The organism is Flavobacterium sp. (genome assembly GCF_050696275.1).
Lineage (GTDB): Bacteria > Bacteroidota > Bacteroidia > Flavobacteriales > Flavobacteriaceae > Flavobacterium.
Map to the genome: position 1 here is coordinate 31,789 of NZ_JBOGUT010000026.1, position 17,951 is coordinate 49,739.

The following is a 17,951-nucleotide window of genomic DNA, read 5'->3' on the forward strand; positions in this document are numbered from 1 at the left end:
TTTAAAATCACTTTAACGTATGTTGTATATTTCTGACAATCTTAAATGGCTGAGAAACAAGCGGAATCTATCCCAGCAGGAAGTAGCGGACGGAATGCATTTACCTGTTGACCGTTACAAGAAATATGAATATGGAAAGAACACGCCCCCAGCGGAAACGCTATTGGTGATTTCACGGTATTATTATATCAGTATTGATTTACTGCTGACCGTTGATTTAAGAAAAATATCAATCGAAAATTTATTGCAGCTGGAAGATAACAGGATTGTGTTGCCTATTGTTGTGGACCATGAGGGAAATAACTTAATAGAAATTGTGCCTCATAAAGCTCAGGCGGGTTATCTGACCGGTTATGCCGATGCTGAGTTTATGGAAAGCCTGCAACAGCTGACATTGCCTTTTTTGGGTATCGGTAAATTTAGGGCTTTTCCCATTGACGGTGATTCTATGCCACCGCATAACAATACCACTTTTGTGGTAGGGAAATATATAGAGAACTTGGGCGAAATAAGAATTGATAAAACCTATATTCTAATTACGGTTAGCGAGGGGATTACCTATAAACGATTGAGCAAAAAAAATCCGGACTCTATTACTGTAGAACCGGACAATGTTATTTACAGTCCTTATGATATCAAACTCTCTGACATTTTGGAGATTTGGGAATATGTAGCCCATATTGGCAGGGATGATAGTAAACAGGAAGCCCCTTCGGCTTTAAGCGTGGGACAAATGTTCCAAAGAATCAGCAATGATATTAATGAAGTAAAGCAAAGATTGAGTTAAAAAAATAAAAGAATGGTATCTCCAAGGCGACCTTCTTTTGCTTCTTTTCTTTGGTCGCCTGACAGAAGAAAGAAAAGAAGTCCGTAGTATTTATTTATTAGGGATGTGTATCCCTAACGAAAACTGTACAACCTCTTTGGTAAAATATGAGCGAAGAGTTTAGGAATCGGCATATATTTTTGCCAATGTGGTTGTTCCGCTTTGCAAAAAGACTGTCCCGACCTTCGGAAGGGGCTGTCTTTTTGCCGCCCGACTTTTCGGGTCAGGCGACTGGAATGGGCTGTGAACGGAAATCTTTCAGATTGAGAAAAAACCCCCTGTTCTCCGTCATTCCGTTACGGAACAAAGTCCATAACAAAGAACATCCCATTTGTGCCAATGCCGAATTAATAAACAAATCTTGTTTTTCCAATGCTTCCGCTAATGAGCAACTGGGCGTATCGTCCTGCTCTTCGGACTGCTTTAATAATTCTCCAAATTCTTCGGTAACAAATGGGAGGCTTGCCACCGTTTCGTACTTTTCGGAATTAGGCTGTTTTATAGCTCCAATAGTAGATAGTATAACCTGTCCTGTATACTGGCTGTTCCCAAAGTCCAGCCAATATTTTGGTGTATCCCTATGGTATCTGCCGTTGTTTTGGTTTAAAATATCTGCAATAGCAAAGCGGGACTGTACGCTGTCTACACAGGAAATATAAAGCGTTGCTTCGGCACTTTTGGGCAATCTTCCCAAAGTATCTTTTTCAAATTTCACGGTTTCCGCTTTCCAATTCGTTCCCATAAAACGGTTTGCACGATTTACAAGGGCAACGGATTTGGGCAATCCTATTTCACACTGTCCAAAACGCTGTCTGCCCAAATTGGCAGTCATTATAACATCATCATCCCAAAGGCGAACGGATAACCCTGCGTGTCCGAGTTCAATTAGGCTATGGTTCATTTCCATCAAGGCGGTCAATACTTTTGAGCCTGTACCACCCGCACCGATTAGGTTTACGGTAATGGGGTTAGTGGGATTTATCAGATAGTTATCCGTAAAATGTATTTTTGTTTTCTCTGTATTCATCACAATAGATTTTTAAGTGTTTTGTTTTTCTTTTTCAATACTTCTTTAGGAAAGGGTTTCCCTGTTTTGATAAGGTCTTTCCAAAAATGTACGCAATTATCAATTATCGGACTGTTTTGCCCCAATAAATGGCTGAAATAGCTATTGAAAAAATAGTCTTCCCAAGCCCCTGTAAATTCCTCTACCGAAGCGGAGTTTTTGATGTTGATATTGACTGAACCCATGCATACCCTGCCGTCTTCATAGATGTTGAAAAAAGGGGCATCATACAAAAGCGTTTTCTCTGTAGGTCTTCTGTCGCTTGTAAGTGCAAATACCCAAAGACTGTTTTTACTGGCATACCAAACCATTGGTGGTACATACGCCATACCGCTCGGAATGTGCAAACTGTTTACGAAATGCAGTTGTCGCCTTTTCGCTTTGGTGTACCATAAGACTGCCCCTTTATCGGTATTGGGATTGATGTGCAGGATATTGGTCGGCAATATCCCATTGGATTTTAAAAAAGCTTTATCCTTGTTCTTTTCCGTCTGCAATGACTTTGCCAATGCATTGGCTTCTCTTTCTGTAAGTGGATGGGCATTAATAGGACTGCCGTTTTTGTCCATATCAAAATGCTCCACATATACATCGTTATCCGTTCCATTGGCTTCATAGAAAACCAAGGCAGATTTAGGGTGGTATAAAGTCCCGAAACTTGCGGTTATATCGTTTGTGTTTTTCATTTTCGTGTCGTTTCATAGTTATACAATAGACTGCATATATCGTCCAATAGGGCAAATAATCTGTTCTCAAAATCAAGACTGGTATTCGTTGCGTCTTTGCCGTCAAAGCATTTGCAAATGGTCGGTTCCTGCATTTCTCCATACTCGTTAAACTCGTTGTTGATGCTCTCGGCAAGGTTCTCGTATAGCCATCCTTTTGTATGCGATATAAAGGAAATGTACTTTTCCATGCCGATGGTTTCGTTTTCGTCAGCTTCGTTTTCAGGGTCATCCTTTATGGGTGAGTTTCGGAAAATGCTTTCCCGTGGATACTCCGTGTATAAAGCCAAGGCAGTACAAGCCGCCTGCCAACATTCGTGGTCGAAGGTATCACGGTTTTTAAAAGCATTTAAACGCTGTTCAAAAACCCGTAAATTGATAGGATTAAAAATCTTTTGCTCTATGCAGTCCCCAATCAATTCCGCTTTACTAAATTCAAGTTGATACATTTCTGCTTCGTCTGTTTCATCATCCTGTTCCACCCAGTCTTTGTGCATTTCGTACATCCAGTACAGATAGCTGTCTTCCTGTCTGAAATAAGGGATGTCCGCAATGTGGTACAGGTAAGAACAAACGGAAATAAGCAGTTGTGCATTTTTTTTTCGCTTGGGGTCGTGTAGCATCTGATACAACGGTTCAATTGGTATATAATACAAGGTTGTACCTGTGTTGTATTTTTCCTCACTGATAAAATAAGTTTTCTTACTGTCCTGTAGCAAACGTATTTCCTGCCAGTTCAAAACACGCTGTTTTAGTTTTTCCTCCATATCCCATATCGCCAATGCCATATTGTAAGGATAGTCAAATTGGCTCGTCTGCATTGGATCAATCTTATAATGTTCCGAAAGTTTAGAAAGGGAGCTATAAAAATCCCTCTGCATTTTTGCTTTTTCCTCACAAGCCTGTACCGTTTTCGTTTCTTTGAATTTAGGCAGGAAAGAAATCTTTAGAAAACCATTGGCAACATTTGTGTTGGTACTGACTTGCGTTTGTCTTTCTGAACCTCGTTTGCATCTTTGGGTTTTTGCATCCAATGGGTGAACTCGCTGAGCTGTTGGTACAACTGCTTTTGTCTTTTTTGTTCGGGCGGGCTGATTGTTCCCGATATAATGTGCTTGTACATAATTCATCGCTTTAAAATTTAGGTTTAACCTTTAGTCCCCATTACACTCTCAAATCGGTATTCGACCGCATCGTCCCTGATGGCGGGGGCAGATATTTTGGCGGTGGTCAAAATTGGATAACTGTTGGCGTAAAAATTCAATACCGCTTCCACGCTCCAACGTGGTTCGGGGTCAGTCAGTCTGATATCCTGTCCTTTATCCTTGAGTATAAATACTCGTTCTAATTGTGTTGCTAATAACATGTCGTTACATTTTAAAGGTTATTATTCGTTTTCTTCCTCATCCTCAAACGACATTTCTTCTTCCACTTCATCGGTAGCATAGTTGGGGAAAAGTACTTCTTTGGATGGTTCGGGTTTTTCTTCTTCCATTGCCCCAAAAAGGCTTGGGGTAGAAAACTTGTCGGATAGTTCCGTTTTGCGTCTGCGTATCTCGTCAGCCTTTTCGGGGAACTCTGTTGTCTCAGGTACTTTCATCCACGCATCACGGAATTTGCCTTCCTTTGCCAATTCATCAGCCTTTGCCATTGCATCTTTATACTTTTTGTCTTTGGCTTCCAGTTCTTTTTTCTGTTTTTCGCCTTTCTCTTTCTCCATTGCCGAATTCTTTTTGGCTTCTTCTACCTGCTTCATAAATCCTTCCATATCCACCATTAAGCCCGAAGCGGTCTGTATAGGCGTGGTTATCTTCTCAAAAAAACCGTTGTCAAGTTCTTCGGCTGTTCCCCGAAGAGTAAGGGGCGGTATGATGTTCTTTGCGTTATCTCCGCATTGTTCGTTTTGGAGCATAACCGATACGATAAGGTTGTTTTCTGCTCCCTTAGCGATGGTAAGGTGCAAATCTCCTTGTATGTCCATCTGTGCTATCTGATTGAAAAAATTTGTGTTCATCGTCTTAAAATTTTAAAATGTTTATTAATCGTTCTTTTTCAGACTACCTGCGGTCAACGAACCCCTCAATTTGCAAGCTTGCCCTTCTGTTTTGCCAATAGACATACTCAATAGCTCTTTTCTTTGTTCGGAATCTTCTGCCGTTTACGTTCCAACGCACCTTCATTCTGCGGATAGTCGATGACGTTCTGAATGCATCATAAGTAATTCCAGTAATTTCAGTCTCTTTTTTAATTTTGACAACTTCGATATATACTCCCTTTTGTTCTACATCGGGATAATGTGTTGAGAGTAAAAGGTTATTATTTCTGTCCAAGATTTCAAAGCGGACAAAATCTTTGTCATTCAATATAATGCTGAACAGTTCCAATAAGTTGAAATTCCAATTCAACAGTAGTCGTTCTTCGTAATTTTTGTAGGTTATAATTCCGATATTCATAGCTGTTATTTTTAAAGGCTACCACCGATTAAGACGGTAGCCTGTGGTTAATTAGTTAAGGTTTAAGATTTCTGCTCCATCTGTTGCAAAGGCAGTACACAGTTCAAAAGCCTTTTGTCCTTTCATTTGTGCCGTTCCACCCATTACAATACTCTGTAACTTGGCTTCATTATCTTTGTAACTGCGTACATTCTGATAGTAGCCTGTCACGGCATTGTATGCCCCGAACAATGTGCCTTTAGTGGTGTCCATCTGCTGTGTATCGCTTGTCATAGCATACGCAAAGGCATCGTCTACCGTGTTCCTGTACAAGGTGGAAACTTCATCCTCTGCACCTTTTTTGAGTAAATCAAAAGTTTCCTTGTTGGGGCATAGCGCCAATTGGATTAGCTTTCTCACTTCTCGGTCTGTTACTTTTACTTTTGCCCAATTGTTGAATATTCCCTCCAACTGACTGCTTAAGGTATTTGCCAAACCCATAACCTTGTGGGCATCCTCCAAACGCTGTTTTGCCCCTGAAGTATGTTTGATGCGCACCACGTTGCTCATCGAACGAAGCGAAGCATTAAGGGTATTTTGGCACACGATACGGATAGGAGTAAATGCGGCTGTGATACTTCCGCTTCCATCGTGCGAGGTGGTCAGGAAAATATACTTTTCGGTAACGTCATCCCCATTGCCTACTCTGATATAGCCAGGCAGTTTTGCTGTGATAAAGATGCGTTCTCCCTGTCCCAAAGCTCCTGCGGTTTCATATAGTATTCCCTCGCCACTGCCTACAATGGCATCGAAGAAATTAAACGCTTCACGATTCTGCACGATATGATAATCTTTTCCCACAACATCGAATGGTTGGTTTGTGTCAGTGCGGTATGTGCCAAAGCGGTTAGGTATTATTATATCCTGTCCCTCGATAATTTCTCCATTGTTTCCAATTAATAATCCTGCGCCCTTGATAAGGGCAGGTTTTTTGGCTACCTCATAGTCCAAGCCTGCATGCTTTATAGCTTCCTCGCTAGTTGGATATTGCTCTACAATTTGCCCTAGTCCGTGCCACGCTTTTTCCTTTACGCTAAAGAATGAGTAACGTCCTGTTTCACTGTTAAAATTGATATTATGTGCCATGATAAAATGATTTAAAAAGTTTAAAAATTGTTTAGATGCTCGTTGTTAAAATGGGAGGTCGTCCTTTTCCTTGTCGTTGCTGTTTCCTGTAGTAGCTTGTGCCGTTTGGGATTTTTTGCCCCCTAAGTGCAGTTTGATATTTGAGGTATTGAAATTCAGCCCTGTGTGTGTTTCCCCGTCATTACCTGTCCATGCTCTTGCACTTACCCTGCCTGTGAGTTCCACAAGTGAACCTTTAGTGAGTATCTCCGCTACCTTTGGGCTAATCCAATAGGCACAATCGAAATACGTTGTCTGCTCTATGCGTTCGCCCGCTTTATTTCGGTAGCTGTCGTTGGTTGCTACTGAAAATTTTACTACTTGTTTTTCATTTGACAATGTGCGTACTTCCGCATCTTTTGTCACTCTTCCGATGATGTTCATAATTTCTAAGATTTTTTAGTGATTAATTTTTTTTTGAAATTTTATTCGGCAATGAGAGGAGGTGCTGTTTTGTTTCATCAAATCCATTTTTAATATTTTACTTTTCATTGCTGACATTTTTTTTATTCGTCTAAAGAGCCGGAGTATGCTATGTTTCGTTTCGGGAGCATAAAAAGGTTAGTGTTTAGCAATAGCAAGGCTTTGACAAAAAATACAACCCGGATGGGTGGAGATTTTTTGTCAAACCTGAAGGGCCTGGCCTTGCTATTGCGTTAAGGACACGGAAATACCTTTGCTGCTGAAATGAGACAAAAGTATACTGGTTATTGAATTTAAAAATGAAGGGGAAGTAATGAGAGACAAGAAATGAATGTAAGATCAGAACAACTGCCTCTATTGGGAAGGATTTAAAAATGAAATCTTTTTAATGAATGTGGCAGTTTGGTTATTAACTCCAAAAGAAAGTTATGAAACGTCTTTGTAAATCGTCAGCAAAAAGTGGACTGATTTAGAGAAAAACTAAGAGAGTGTTTTCAAAATCTTTAAATTTGAAATAAGTATGAAAACACCAAAGAAACAAACAGCTGAAAACTACATCAAAGAGATTCGTAGAAAACCCGAAGAATCTTTACTTCCGAACAAAAAATACAGATTGTTATGGAAGCCTTGCGTGCAGAAATGTCCGTAGCTGAGTTATGCAGGAAGTACTCCATTCAGGAATCCCAGTTTTACAAATGGAACAAAGAGTTCTTGGAAGCGGGTAAGAAACGTTTATCAGGCGATACCACAAGAGAAGCCACCAGTGATGAAGTAGCAGCACTTCGTAAAGAAAACCAACGTTTAAAAGAGATTGTTGCCGATTTGGTTTTGCGATACGACATCGTAAAAAAAACATTGGACATTTTGGAGTAACGGGTAAATTCAAAAAGTATATGCGACTTACCGTATCCGAGAAACAGGAAATCATCCACATGGTTGTACGTTCCGAGATTGGCGTAAACAGGACGCTTCAGGAAATTGGGCTCAATAAAAGCACCTTTTACAACTGGTACCATGCTTATAGTAAACACGGTGTTGAAGGACTAATGCCAAACAAACGAGTATCAAACAGGCAATGGAACAGCATCCCCGAAGAACAGAAGAATCTGGTGATAGATATTGCATTGGACAACCCAGAGCTATCTTCAAGAGAACTGGCTTATAAAATAACCGATGAGCAGCAAGTATTCATTTCCGAATCCAGTGTATACCGAATTTTAAAGGCAAGAGGCCTCATTACGGCTCCAGCCCATATTTTCCTGAGCGCAGCTGATGAATTTACCAGCAAAACAGGCTTTGTGCATCAGATGTGGCAGACTGATTTTACCTACTTTAAAATCCTGGGTTGGGGCTGGTATTACTTGAGTACCATTTTAGATGATTACAGCCGTTATATAGTGCACTGGGAGCTTTGTTCTACCATGAAAGCCGAGGATGTCAAAAGAACCGTGGACAGGGCGATTGTAAAAGCAAGACTAATTACAAAGCCAAAACCTAGATTGTTGTCTGACAATGGTTCGTGCTATATTGCTTCGGAATTGGAATCCTATCTGAAAGACAATTATCAGATGCAGCAAGTGCACGGCAGACCAAATCATCCACAAACACAGGGAAAGATTGAACGTTATCACAGAACCATGAAAAACGTGGTGAAACTCGATAATTACTTTGCTCCCGAAGAATTGGAAAACGCTCTGAAAAAGTTTGTTTATAGATACAATAATGAAAGATACCATGAATCATTAAACAACTTAACCCCTGCTGATGTGTATTACGGAAGAGGTGACCAAATTTTAAAAGAAAGAGAACGATTAAAGAAAATATCGATTGTAAACCGAAGAAAAGAGTATCAAAAATTTAAAAATTCAACTAACAAAGAAAAACATTTATCTTTGAAATAATTAACAGAACACTCTCTTAGGAAAAGTCCAAATTAGTTTGAAGACGTACACTTTATTAGTACTAATTGCATCGATTTTATTTTTACCTTCAACAGACATATCTTTTTCTTATTTTGGATTACAGTCCAAGTATCTACTCTAAAAATAAAGGACGAACACCAAATGCTCATCCTTAAAATATTTTTATTTAATTAGTCTTCAAATTTGATTTACCAATTGGGATAATAAAGGGATTGGTAACAATATCAACCCGTAAATTAAAATTTATCACATCATCTGGATCGATAATCATTCTGTAAAAACTACTTAATATTTCCGTCTTATTTTTTTTATTTGAAAATATAAAAAAATCATAACGACCATCTTTAGATTGGATTTCTATATTCTGGTAATTTAATTCATTGCGTAGAACTACATAATAATAGGAAAAGAAGTTCATGAATAAAGAATTAAAATCAATCTTTTTAATACCAAAACCTTTAATAGCTTTGTCAAAAGCCTCTACATCACGTTGCTTATCAAGGCTAGATATATTTGTGCCTAGAAGATTGTTTAAAAAAGATATTCTTTCCTCAATCTTATCTTGAAAATTATCAAAATCGACTACCGGATAAATGTCGTCAGAGGTTTTATTCATTACTTCTATATAATAATCTAATGATGGCCATAATGTAAAAATTTTAATGAATTTATTATAAACAAGAAACTGCTTGTTATCACTTATGTAAAATGTAAGCTCATTATCATTTGGATCGAAATTTATTTCTTTAAAATTATTTTTAATGATTAGTGCTCTTCCTTCTTTATAAGATAAATTTTTAGTTTCCATATTATCTGTTGTTTTTTCGTTTTGGGAGTATATTAAATTAGAACTTAAAATAAATGTAAGTACTATATTTTTAAGAAATTTGTCCATAGTTAAAATTTTATTTCTACGCCTTGAAGCTGAGGAAGGCCAATTGGAAATTTCACAGTTGCTCGTTGTGCGGAATATGATAATGTTGTTGGAGGTGTGAAATACAACAAGCCATTATTAACATACGATACCGACCATTTAAGAGTAACTTTTTTATCATTTGCGTACTTAATTAAATCTGGCGAAATTAATGTATTACTAGTAGTATACAAAGTTACAATTGATCGTCCATGTACTCCTCCTTCAGTTGAGTTTGCAGCTGCATCTATTAATCCTAACATTTGATACGGAGAGGATCCTGATTCCAAGTTTAACCAACCTGTAACTGCTTTTACTTCATGAAAATGGCTATCTTTATTTATTGCCTCACCAAATAGAGAAAAGACGCTAATATCAGATACAGCATCCGGTATTACATTACTGTATTGCCCACTTGTTAGTCGTTTCCTATGTGAACTCCCAAATTTTTTTTCGTTACTTGGAAGGTTTAGATAATCTAAAGTGGCTCTTTCAAAAGCCAGACCTGCTTTCATTTTATCTGTAACACCATGACTAGATGCTAGTGCAAATAAATCTCCCGTTGAAAATGGAGAGATTCCTGAATCATCATCGTTGGCGTGACTGGCTAGGGTAGACTCAAAAGTTGTTTCTTTCCCGTCCGCAGTTCTATATCCGCCTTCATCCCAGTCAAAATAACTTCCAGATTGCCCAGCTTGTGCTTTCATCCCGTCTGGATCAATAAAGAACACGGGATTGTTTAACGCGTAGGCATAAGGGGTAAACCTTCTAGATTGTTCTGCTAACGGGTCTATGTTCATCCAGCGACCAAGTGCTGGGTCATAATTCCTTGCACCATAGTCGTAGAAGTTAAGCCCCAGCTCGTCTTGCAGTTCCTTGCCGTTGTATTTATGCTTATTGTTAGAAACCCCATAATCATTATATCCTTCATGTTTCAATCCAAAAGGATAATAATTATTCTCTTCAATAATTTCAAGAACCTGTGTAACCGGATTTTTAGCATAACTCAATCTAATGTTACCCAGATGATCCTTATACTGATAGACATACTTTTTACCTATGTTATCATAATACCCTTCTGCTGTAGGGAAAAATTGTAACGTTGGTCTAGATGGAACCTGCTGACTTGCCAACGTACCAAAACGATTAGCTTCCACTGGAGGATCGGTTGGAGCAGGATCCTCACCATCGATAGGAGGGTCAGTATCTCCCGGATCATCCGGCGCAGGGCCATCAGTAATAACATAACTGTACTGAAAACCTCCCAAATACTCCGTATAAGTAGCACCACTTGCCTCTTTTACAATTTTCTCCAGTTTCTGTCCTGTTGCATTGTAAATATACTCAATCGTGCCATTTGTTCCAAATGTAATTTTCTTGGGTAAATTAAGTTGATTGTACAGTATTTCAGTAATGTTTTTATTTTCGTCTTTGATTAAATTTCCATTTAAATCATAGGTATAATCATCTGCCGAATCATTATAACCGTTACTATCGTCTTTAAATCCTTGCGGTTGGTTAGAGGTATCTGTTACCTTCGTTAATTGGTTGGAATTGGCAGTGTAAAAATACCCGAGATTATCCATATCTCCAACATAAGGGTTGGCCGACAAACCAGCAATATACTGTCGTTGTAACCTTGTAATATTTCCATTTTTATCATAATCCATGTTCTCGCCGAAGTAATTTTTATTATCAGTAAGATTTGGAGTCTGATAGGTTGCCTCCTGCAAACGATTCAATTGATCGTACTGATACCCATATGTTCGAATTGCACCTGTAACATCTGAATTTGTAATCCATGAAGTTTCAGCAATATTTCCATTGTAAAGTGCTTTTGCATAATTTGCATTTGCTTCTACTTTGTCATAATTGATTTTAAAGGCAAACAAATCAATCGGATCTGTGTCTTGTTGCAAGTTTTTAACATTGTTGATCCCAGTTAACCAGCCTCTAACGTTGTACTTATATTGTACTTTTTGAAGGGGAGCTCCTGCACTATTCCCTACACTTTTTGTACTCAATTGCCCCAAATCATCATAAGTATTATCAGCCAAAACCTCTGCTGCACCACCATTAACTCGGTGGATATGGGTCAACAAACGGTCTTGTGCCGAATAGAGATAATCTTCTTTTATCGTTAGCTCTGTATCTCCCGAGGTACGTTTATGTTTAGTAACGGTAGAGATCGACTTTCCAGTGAAGTCTAAAATACTGTCCGTATTGGTATACCCGCCCAAATGGTTTTGAGTTCGGATGCCCACAACGCGAGATCTGGTATCGTAAAAAGTAGTAGCGTTTTCTCCTAATGTTGCCGATGCAGTGGTAATCGCTCTTGTCCAGCTTCCGGTTACCAGTCCTTTAACATTGACTGAAACTGCCTGGCCTTCAATTGTGGTTGGTAGACCTTCTGCATTGGGAAAAGCATAATCATCGAAATAGGTAACGGTTAAAAGTTTAAAATTTGCAGGAGTAATAGTACTATTGCTATAATATACCGGGATATCATCTATGATTCCTGAGTTTACTTTTGTTTCAAATAAAGCAGAAGAGACATTCTGAGCATCCTGCAATGTTTTTCTAGCGACCGAATTTGAGGCTTGACCGCTCCAGCCGGTATAAACAGGTCTGCCAAAAGCATCATATTTGGTAATGAGCCAGCCTTCGATTGTCTCGTTTTTAAAAGGCGAAAAAGCCGGTCCGGTAGCTACCACCCGATCGAGTTTATCGTAGACAATAAATTCCCATTGTTTTCCGGGCAGTTTTTTCTCGACCAAACGATTGCGGAGATCGTATTTGTACTGGTAACATAAACCGTTTAGAACCTCATCATTAATCGCACCTGCAACCTTTGGCGGCAGTACATAGGTGAGATTACCGTACAGATCGTAAACGTAATAGGTATCATGTCGCTCTCCCGAATCGTAGGTTCTTTTAAGGATAATTTGTCCTTCTTTGTTTTTAAATTCTACTGTAGAACCGTTACTTTCACTTGGGTTTGCACCCGAATTCTCATCGTAGGTTACTGTTTTGTATAGCTTTCCTTCAGCATAACTTCCCGGCTCCGGAAGACTAATTTTATACAGTCCTAAACCCACTTCCCAATTAGCGTTGGCTTTATACAGTTTTACCGCATCGGCATCCATATTGGTCTGATACTCGATTTTGATTTCATGACCACTATTCATCTTCCAGGAAACTCCCGGAGCTGCTTGTTTTAAAACACGGTTCAAAGGCGATTGTTCAAATGCTTTCTCGGAGAAAGGATTTGTAGTATTGTCATATTTTGCAGCACTATAAATTCCTTTTGCAGTAGTTATGGCCGTATTTGGGTCAATTCTAGGATAACTGTTGCTTACATTGGCAGCTGGATAAGGTAAATATTCTATGGCTTGTCGGCCAAAACCGTCATACTCCATAGGAGTTATAATATCCTGTCCCGTTCCTCCCTGACCAATGGCAATGGTTTGTATCGGACGACCCAATCCGTCAAAATAAGTCACATTCTGGCTCATTTCGTCTTTAGTCAGGGTATTAAAATTTGCTGCCTTAACCTTTTTTTTGGGTGCAACTGTGTATACAAAGTTATCATCGCTAAAAGTCTGAGCTCTAGCGCCCGATACTGTAAAGAACAATAAAATTAATAATGTTATATATTTTTTCATTACGTTATCCTATCTGATTAAAAATAAATCTAAATTCAGTTTATACTTAGTGATTATCATGCGTACAGGTTCCATGAGTATTAGCATAATTTTTCCCATTTTGTCTTAAATCATTAAATGCCTTAAGATTAGCGTCCTTTTGACTAAGTGTAGAAAAATATATATGAGCGGGAACCGTATACGTCTCAGTTGATCCAATAAATCCTATTCCACAATTGTCTCTGGTAAAATCTTCACTTGTTTGTGCATTGTAGAATCCGCATTCCCCTCTTACATTGGCGTAATTCTGCCCGTTTTGAGCAACATCCTCCTGGGCTTTTATATCGGCTTCAGCCTGTGATGATTCTGACCAATGAATACCGGCAGCAACAGTATACGTTACAGGTGCGCCCCATTGACCCGCAGGACAATTATTTTTTGTAAAAATGCCGCTTTTGGCTGTATTGTAAAAGCGACAAATCCCATTAGTATTGACATTGATCCGACCAAATACATCACACTTTTTGGCTGCCCGATCATCTGCATCAAATTGCGACTCCCTCGATGTAACTTCTCTCGCCGGTATTGTATAATCTAAAGAAGACCCTTCACTGCCTGAAGGACAATTATTTTTAGTATAGGATCTAGTAATTGCTAAATTCCAAAATGTACAATACCCCTTTGAATTAGCATTTTCCAGACCGTTGTTATTAACATCTCTTTGCGCCAAATCATCTGCAGCTGCTTGCGACTCTCTTGAGAAATGACTTCCAGCGGGAACGGTATAGACTTCCGTTGAACCTACTCCACCCGGTGCACAATTATTTTTAGTAAACGAACCACTTTTTTCAGTATTGGTAAAAGTACAATACCCATTAGTATTAGCATTGGCCCTACCATTTGCATTAAATAAAGCCAATCCTTTTGCATCGGCATCAGCTTGCGAATCTGTTGAAGTCTTAGCTCCTGCCAGCTGACTAAAAGGGACACTTGAACCAACACCACCAACAGGACAATTATTTTTAGTAAATGAACCACTTAGAGCAATACTGCTATAGGTACATTCTCCTTGGCTATTGGCATTGGCGTGACCATTTGTATTGAATAAAGTCAATCCTTTTGAATCGGCATCAGCCTGTGAATCATTTGAAGTCTCGGCACCTGCAACCTGACTAAAAGGGACACTTGATCCTACTCCTCCAGCGGCGCAATTATTTTTGGTAAATGAACCACTTAGCGCTATACTCTTAAATGTGCAATACCCATTTGCATTGGCATTGGCCCTACCATTTGCATTAAATAAAGCCAATCCTTTTGAATCGGCATCAGCCTGAGAAATGGTAGAAGTATATGCCCCAGCCGCCTGACTATAATTAAAACTTTGACCTGTTCCTCCCGCTGGACAATTATTCTTTGTAAACGATCCGCTTCTGGCTACACTCTTATAGATATACTCACTGGTTGAAGTATTATCGCTGCAATCAGTCTGCTGCCCTTTATAGTTGTAACAATACTTTTGAAGTACATTTAATTCATAGTCTTTTACAAATTTTAACCTGCCAGAGGAATCATATTCATAATAAGAAGGTATTCCTTTTGGATCTGTTATACTTGTAACTCCAACCAGTGGATTATAGGTATAAGTGGTAATAAAGGCATTTGGAAATGCAGCTCGAAATGCATTTAAATCATTTCTTAGTAATTGTTCCGTACAATTTCCTGACATGCAGTTATCATTGTCGTCATTTGAAAGACTCTGCAGGTTTGCAATAGTTCCTGCCGGAATTACGTTGTAAGCAACATTTTCAATTTTGGCAATAGGCAGTGTTTTATTGTACCCCCAGATGATAGAAACGGGAATTCCGTTTTCGACCGTATACTGTAAAACGTTAGCTTTTTCATCGTATTGGTTATAGGTAATTTTCTTTTCGAGATTTCCTATATTGCTCAGTGAAGGTAAAGAATTGGGAAATTTTGCCCCATAAATTTCTCTAGGCAACAGCAAATTAGTCGTTAAGGCATCCTTGGCAAATACTGTCTTATCTTTTGAAAAAAGCGTTCCTGATTTGTATTTCTCCGTAATTATCGGGCTGCTAATTCTGTTAGCTGCTTTTAATTCAGCCATAAAAGGCTCACTCAACAAATCATCAGGATAAAAATATTTTACTTCTATAGTTTCTTCATCAGAACTTTTGGTAATCTGCGAGGTCAATTGTGCACTTACCGGATTATCATATTTAAACTCTTCTTCTGTTTTTAAAACCTTTCCGTTCAAATATTCTTCCGTCGTTTTTTTGTCCATATAATACCAAGCCGATATAAGTCTAGAATTCGTGTACTGATATAGGTTATAAAAAATTGGATTGCGTCTGTAGGTACTCAGAGCGATACTCCTTTTATAAAATTCATTTGGAGCTGTAGCATTTACTAAAGGAAAACCAGGATCATTAACCGAGCTTTTATTTCCGGGAGGTGTTTCGTTAAAATGATACGAAAAAGTCGTTTTTCTGGCGATATCGTTTTTATTAAACTCATTAATAAGCAAAGGCAAGCCACGTTTCCAGTTGTACGAAATTTTAGCAAAATAGGAATCTTCACCATACCTCAAATCATCATAAAAAGTAAAGTATTTTTCAACTTTAATCGCTTTGGAAATGTCTTTACTGTCTGTATTCTTTTCGGTTACTTTCTGATAGAAAATATGATAGCCATTGAATCCAAATATGTCTGAGGGAATTCTGGAATACTGAACAGCAAATTCCTGCAAACCTCTATTAATATTATTATCTTCCGGGTTTGTAACTTCTGCAAAATAAGAATAGGTTCCATAATAAGATGGTACTTCGTACAATACTCCTGAAGACTTGCCGTCGATACTGTAATCAAAAAAACGACGAGTAGCTAAATTCCCCGACTCTTTTGTTTCTATGCTTTTAATGCGCAGCCCTCCCACTGAAGCTATTGGTTCCTGAACTGTAGACCCCATTAAATAACTAATTGTTATAAACTTGTTCGAATTTTCCATGGTATCATAGCATTTTAAACTAAGTCTATACTTTTTACCTCTTTGCAAAGGTTCACCAACATAGGGTTTAAAATTTATTCCTACTGTACCTATGGCCTCAAAATTCATAAGACGCTCTTGACCATTACTCAATTCGTGCAACTCTGCTATTGCATAATTTGAAGTTGTAGCTTCCCCCGGACTAATTAAATCAAACTGAACATAGGGTATACCCGTCATTCTCTCAGAAATTGTAATTGTATCACTCACTGTGATCCATTCGCCCGTGGGTGCCTTCTCAGAGTTAGCATATGTTTTTAAAACAGGTTCCCAATTATAGGTTGTATAAGAAATACCGCTGTCAGAACAGGTATTAAGTTCATAATTGAAATCTACTTCCCCTTTTGTTGGAAGAACTATATTTTTTAAGATATTGGTCTGAGTATATGCTAAACTTGGAGCCTTTGAGCCTCCCAAGTCATTAAAAAGGGTATTCATGGTATATCTTGAGCAGTTACCACTATAATATCCCCAATGGTCCATACATGGTGAATTTCGATCTAAAGCCATTTCATTGTTATAAGAAAAAACATATGGATTCTCCCCCGTCTTCTGAAAACTTTTTAGTTTAAGTCGGTATGTTGTATTTTCATTTGAAATGATAGATTCAAAAAGATCCGGATTGTACTGATTATCAGCAATACCAAAATAGCCATAATCAAACTGGTAAGTTTCTACTTCATTTTTATAATTAACTGTAATTTTATCGAGTGTCTTAGGAGCAGTAGTCTGAGCTTTGCCTTTTATATCTTTTCGATATTTACTGTATAAAAAATTGATCTCGTAATCCTGATTGACTTTGATTTTGGTTAAAACTTTAGTAGTGATTTCTGAATAATAGGAGGTGATTTTTTCTCCCGCTCCAAAAATCCAATGATAATATCTGGTGTAGTCTTTATCGTTCTCCAGATTGTATTGGACTGTATCATAAATAAAGTCGACTGTTTCGTTATTGGGAGTAATAATCTGAACTAAATAATAGGTATACGAATTGCTTCTGGAATTGCCCGCTAGAGCCTGAAATGCGTAACATATACTATTTACAAAGTTTAAATTTTCTGTTCTTACATTATAAATATACCTGACACCATCTGTATCTGTAATTTCAAAATTATTGGTACTGCTATTAAAGGCTATTTTTTCTTTTCCAAAAGGAATCTGCTTCGTTTCGAAATTGTTGCTGAAGAAAAACTTACCCGACTTATTGGGTGTTGCATAATAAAATATATCGGGTTGTGTTTCTAAATTGTTTTCATCTATATTACGGAATAGCGTATAATCTGTTCCCACTCCATGTATACTGTCTAATTGACTTGGATTATATGGATTTGAACCCGGGACAAAACTATTAGATCCCAACGGGAGCTTGAAATCTCTGTTATTGGGTAAATTCCACGCAGGATTTGCCGGTCCCGGAACATCGATGTCATTTTGACCCACCACATTTTGTGTGATCTTTCCTCCTGCGTTTAATTCCCAGCCCAAACCGGTATTTCCCGCTACTTCTGAAGGTTTTAGCCCTGAAGACTGATAGGTTAATGTGATCGGAATAGTCAGGTCCTTTAATTTTATAGTATGTACCGGAACCGAATAGTTGGTAACTCCCGTTGAATAATTAACCGGAACATCTACATATTTGATTAGTGAATTTGCCTCTGGTGCTGGCGGGAAAAAATTGTTCTTAGCATTTTGAGACAATAACCATATACAATTCAACAAGCATAGTATCAAAAATTTACTTTTCATCTTCA

General features: G+C 38.2%; 12 protein-coding genes and 1 pseudogene. 2 read left to right on the forward strand and 11 right to left on the reverse strand.

Annotated elements, in window-relative coordinates:
• Window positions 1-19: 19 nt before the first annotated feature.
• On the forward strand, window positions 20-787 hold the full coding sequence (locus ACRDEC_RS13020; RefSeq protein ID WP_431498793.1) for an XRE family transcriptional regulator: 768 nt from the start codon (window positions 20-22) through the stop codon (window positions 785-787).
• A 262-nt stretch (window positions 788-1,049) separates the two neighbouring features.
• On the opposite strand, the gene ACRDEC_RS13025 is transcribed toward ACRDEC_RS13020, so the two are convergent.
• Genes ACRDEC_RS13025 through ACRDEC_RS13060 form a run of 8 tightly spaced genes read right to left on the reverse strand, consistent with a single transcriptional unit; the run spans window position 1,050 to window position 6,618 of the window.
• Window positions 1,050-1,853, reverse strand: coding sequence for a PRTRC system ThiF family protein (locus ACRDEC_RS13025; RefSeq protein WP_431498794.1), 804 nt, complete (start codon window positions 1,851-1,853; stop codon window positions 1,050-1,052).
• Window positions 1,853-2,578: a PRTRC system protein B gene (locus ACRDEC_RS13030; protein WP_431498795.1), complete on the reverse strand. Its 726-nt coding sequence runs from the start codon at window positions 2,576-2,578 to the stop codon at window positions 1,853-1,855. The genes ACRDEC_RS13025 and ACRDEC_RS13030 overlap by 1 nt, the downstream gene beginning before the upstream one ends.
• Window positions 2,575-3,747 (reverse strand): hypothetical protein, encoded by a 1,173-nt coding sequence (locus ACRDEC_RS13035; RefSeq protein ID WP_431498796.1) that lies wholly within the window; start codon window positions 3,745-3,747, stop codon window positions 2,575-2,577. Before ACRDEC_RS13035 ends, ACRDEC_RS13030 begins: the two co-directional genes overlap by 4 nt.
• 17 nt (window positions 3,748-3,764) lie before the next feature.
• Window positions 3,765-3,983 (reverse strand): PRTRC system protein C, encoded by a 219-nt coding sequence (locus tag ACRDEC_RS13040; protein ID WP_431498797.1) that lies wholly within the window; start codon window positions 3,981-3,983, stop codon window positions 3,765-3,767.
• Window positions 3,984-4,004: 21 nt separating this feature from the next.
• Entirely contained in the window at window positions 4,005-4,631 is a 627-nt protein-coding gene (locus tag ACRDEC_RS13045; RefSeq protein ID WP_431498798.1) for a PRTRC system protein E, read from the reverse strand.
• Between the two features lie 43 nt (window positions 4,632-4,674).
• Window positions 4,675-5,070: a hypothetical protein gene (locus ACRDEC_RS13050; protein ID WP_431498799.1), complete on the reverse strand. Its 396-nt coding sequence runs from the start codon at window positions 5,068-5,070 to the stop codon at window positions 4,675-4,677.
• Window positions 5,071-5,121: 51 nt separating this feature from the next.
• Window positions 5,122-6,195, reverse strand: a complete 1,074-nt coding sequence (locus ACRDEC_RS13055; protein ID WP_431498800.1) for a DUF932 domain-containing protein — start codon at window positions 6,193-6,195, stop codon at window positions 5,122-5,124.
• Between the two features lie 45 nt (window positions 6,196-6,240).
• A complete protein-coding gene (locus tag ACRDEC_RS13060; protein ID WP_431498801.1) occupies window positions 6,241-6,618 on the reverse strand; it encodes a single-stranded DNA-binding protein in 378 nt (125 codons plus the stop codon).
• Window positions 6,619-7,177: 559 nt separating this feature from the next.
• On the opposite strand from ACRDEC_RS13060, the pseudogene ACRDEC_RS13065 reads away from it, so the two are divergent.
• A pseudogene (locus ACRDEC_RS13065) lies at window positions 7,178-8,558 on the forward strand (IS3 family transposase).
• Window positions 8,559-8,745: 187 nt separating this feature from the next.
• On the opposite strand, the gene ACRDEC_RS13070 reads toward ACRDEC_RS13065, so the two are convergent.
• The 3 genes from ACRDEC_RS13070 to ACRDEC_RS13080 are packed head-to-tail and all read right to left on the reverse strand — an operon-like array spanning window position 8,746 to window position 17,946.
• Window positions 8,746-9,474 carry a hypothetical protein gene (locus ACRDEC_RS13070; RefSeq protein WP_431498802.1) on the reverse strand — a complete coding sequence of 243 codons (729 nt, stop codon included), beginning with the start codon at window positions 9,472-9,474 and terminating at the stop codon, window positions 8,746-8,748.
• Window positions 9,475-9,476: 2 nt separating this feature from the next.
• Complete coding sequence (locus ACRDEC_RS13075) at window positions 9,477-13,157, reverse strand: DUF6443 domain-containing protein (protein ID WP_431498803.1); 3,681 nt, start codon at window positions 13,155-13,157, stop codon at window positions 9,477-9,479.
• A 46-nt stretch (window positions 13,158-13,203) separates the two neighbouring features.
• Complete coding sequence (locus ACRDEC_RS13080) at window positions 13,204-17,946, reverse strand: DUF5977 domain-containing protein (protein ID WP_431498804.1); 4,743 nt, start codon at window positions 17,944-17,946, stop codon at window positions 13,204-13,206.
• Window positions 17,947-17,951: the final 5 nt, after the last annotated feature.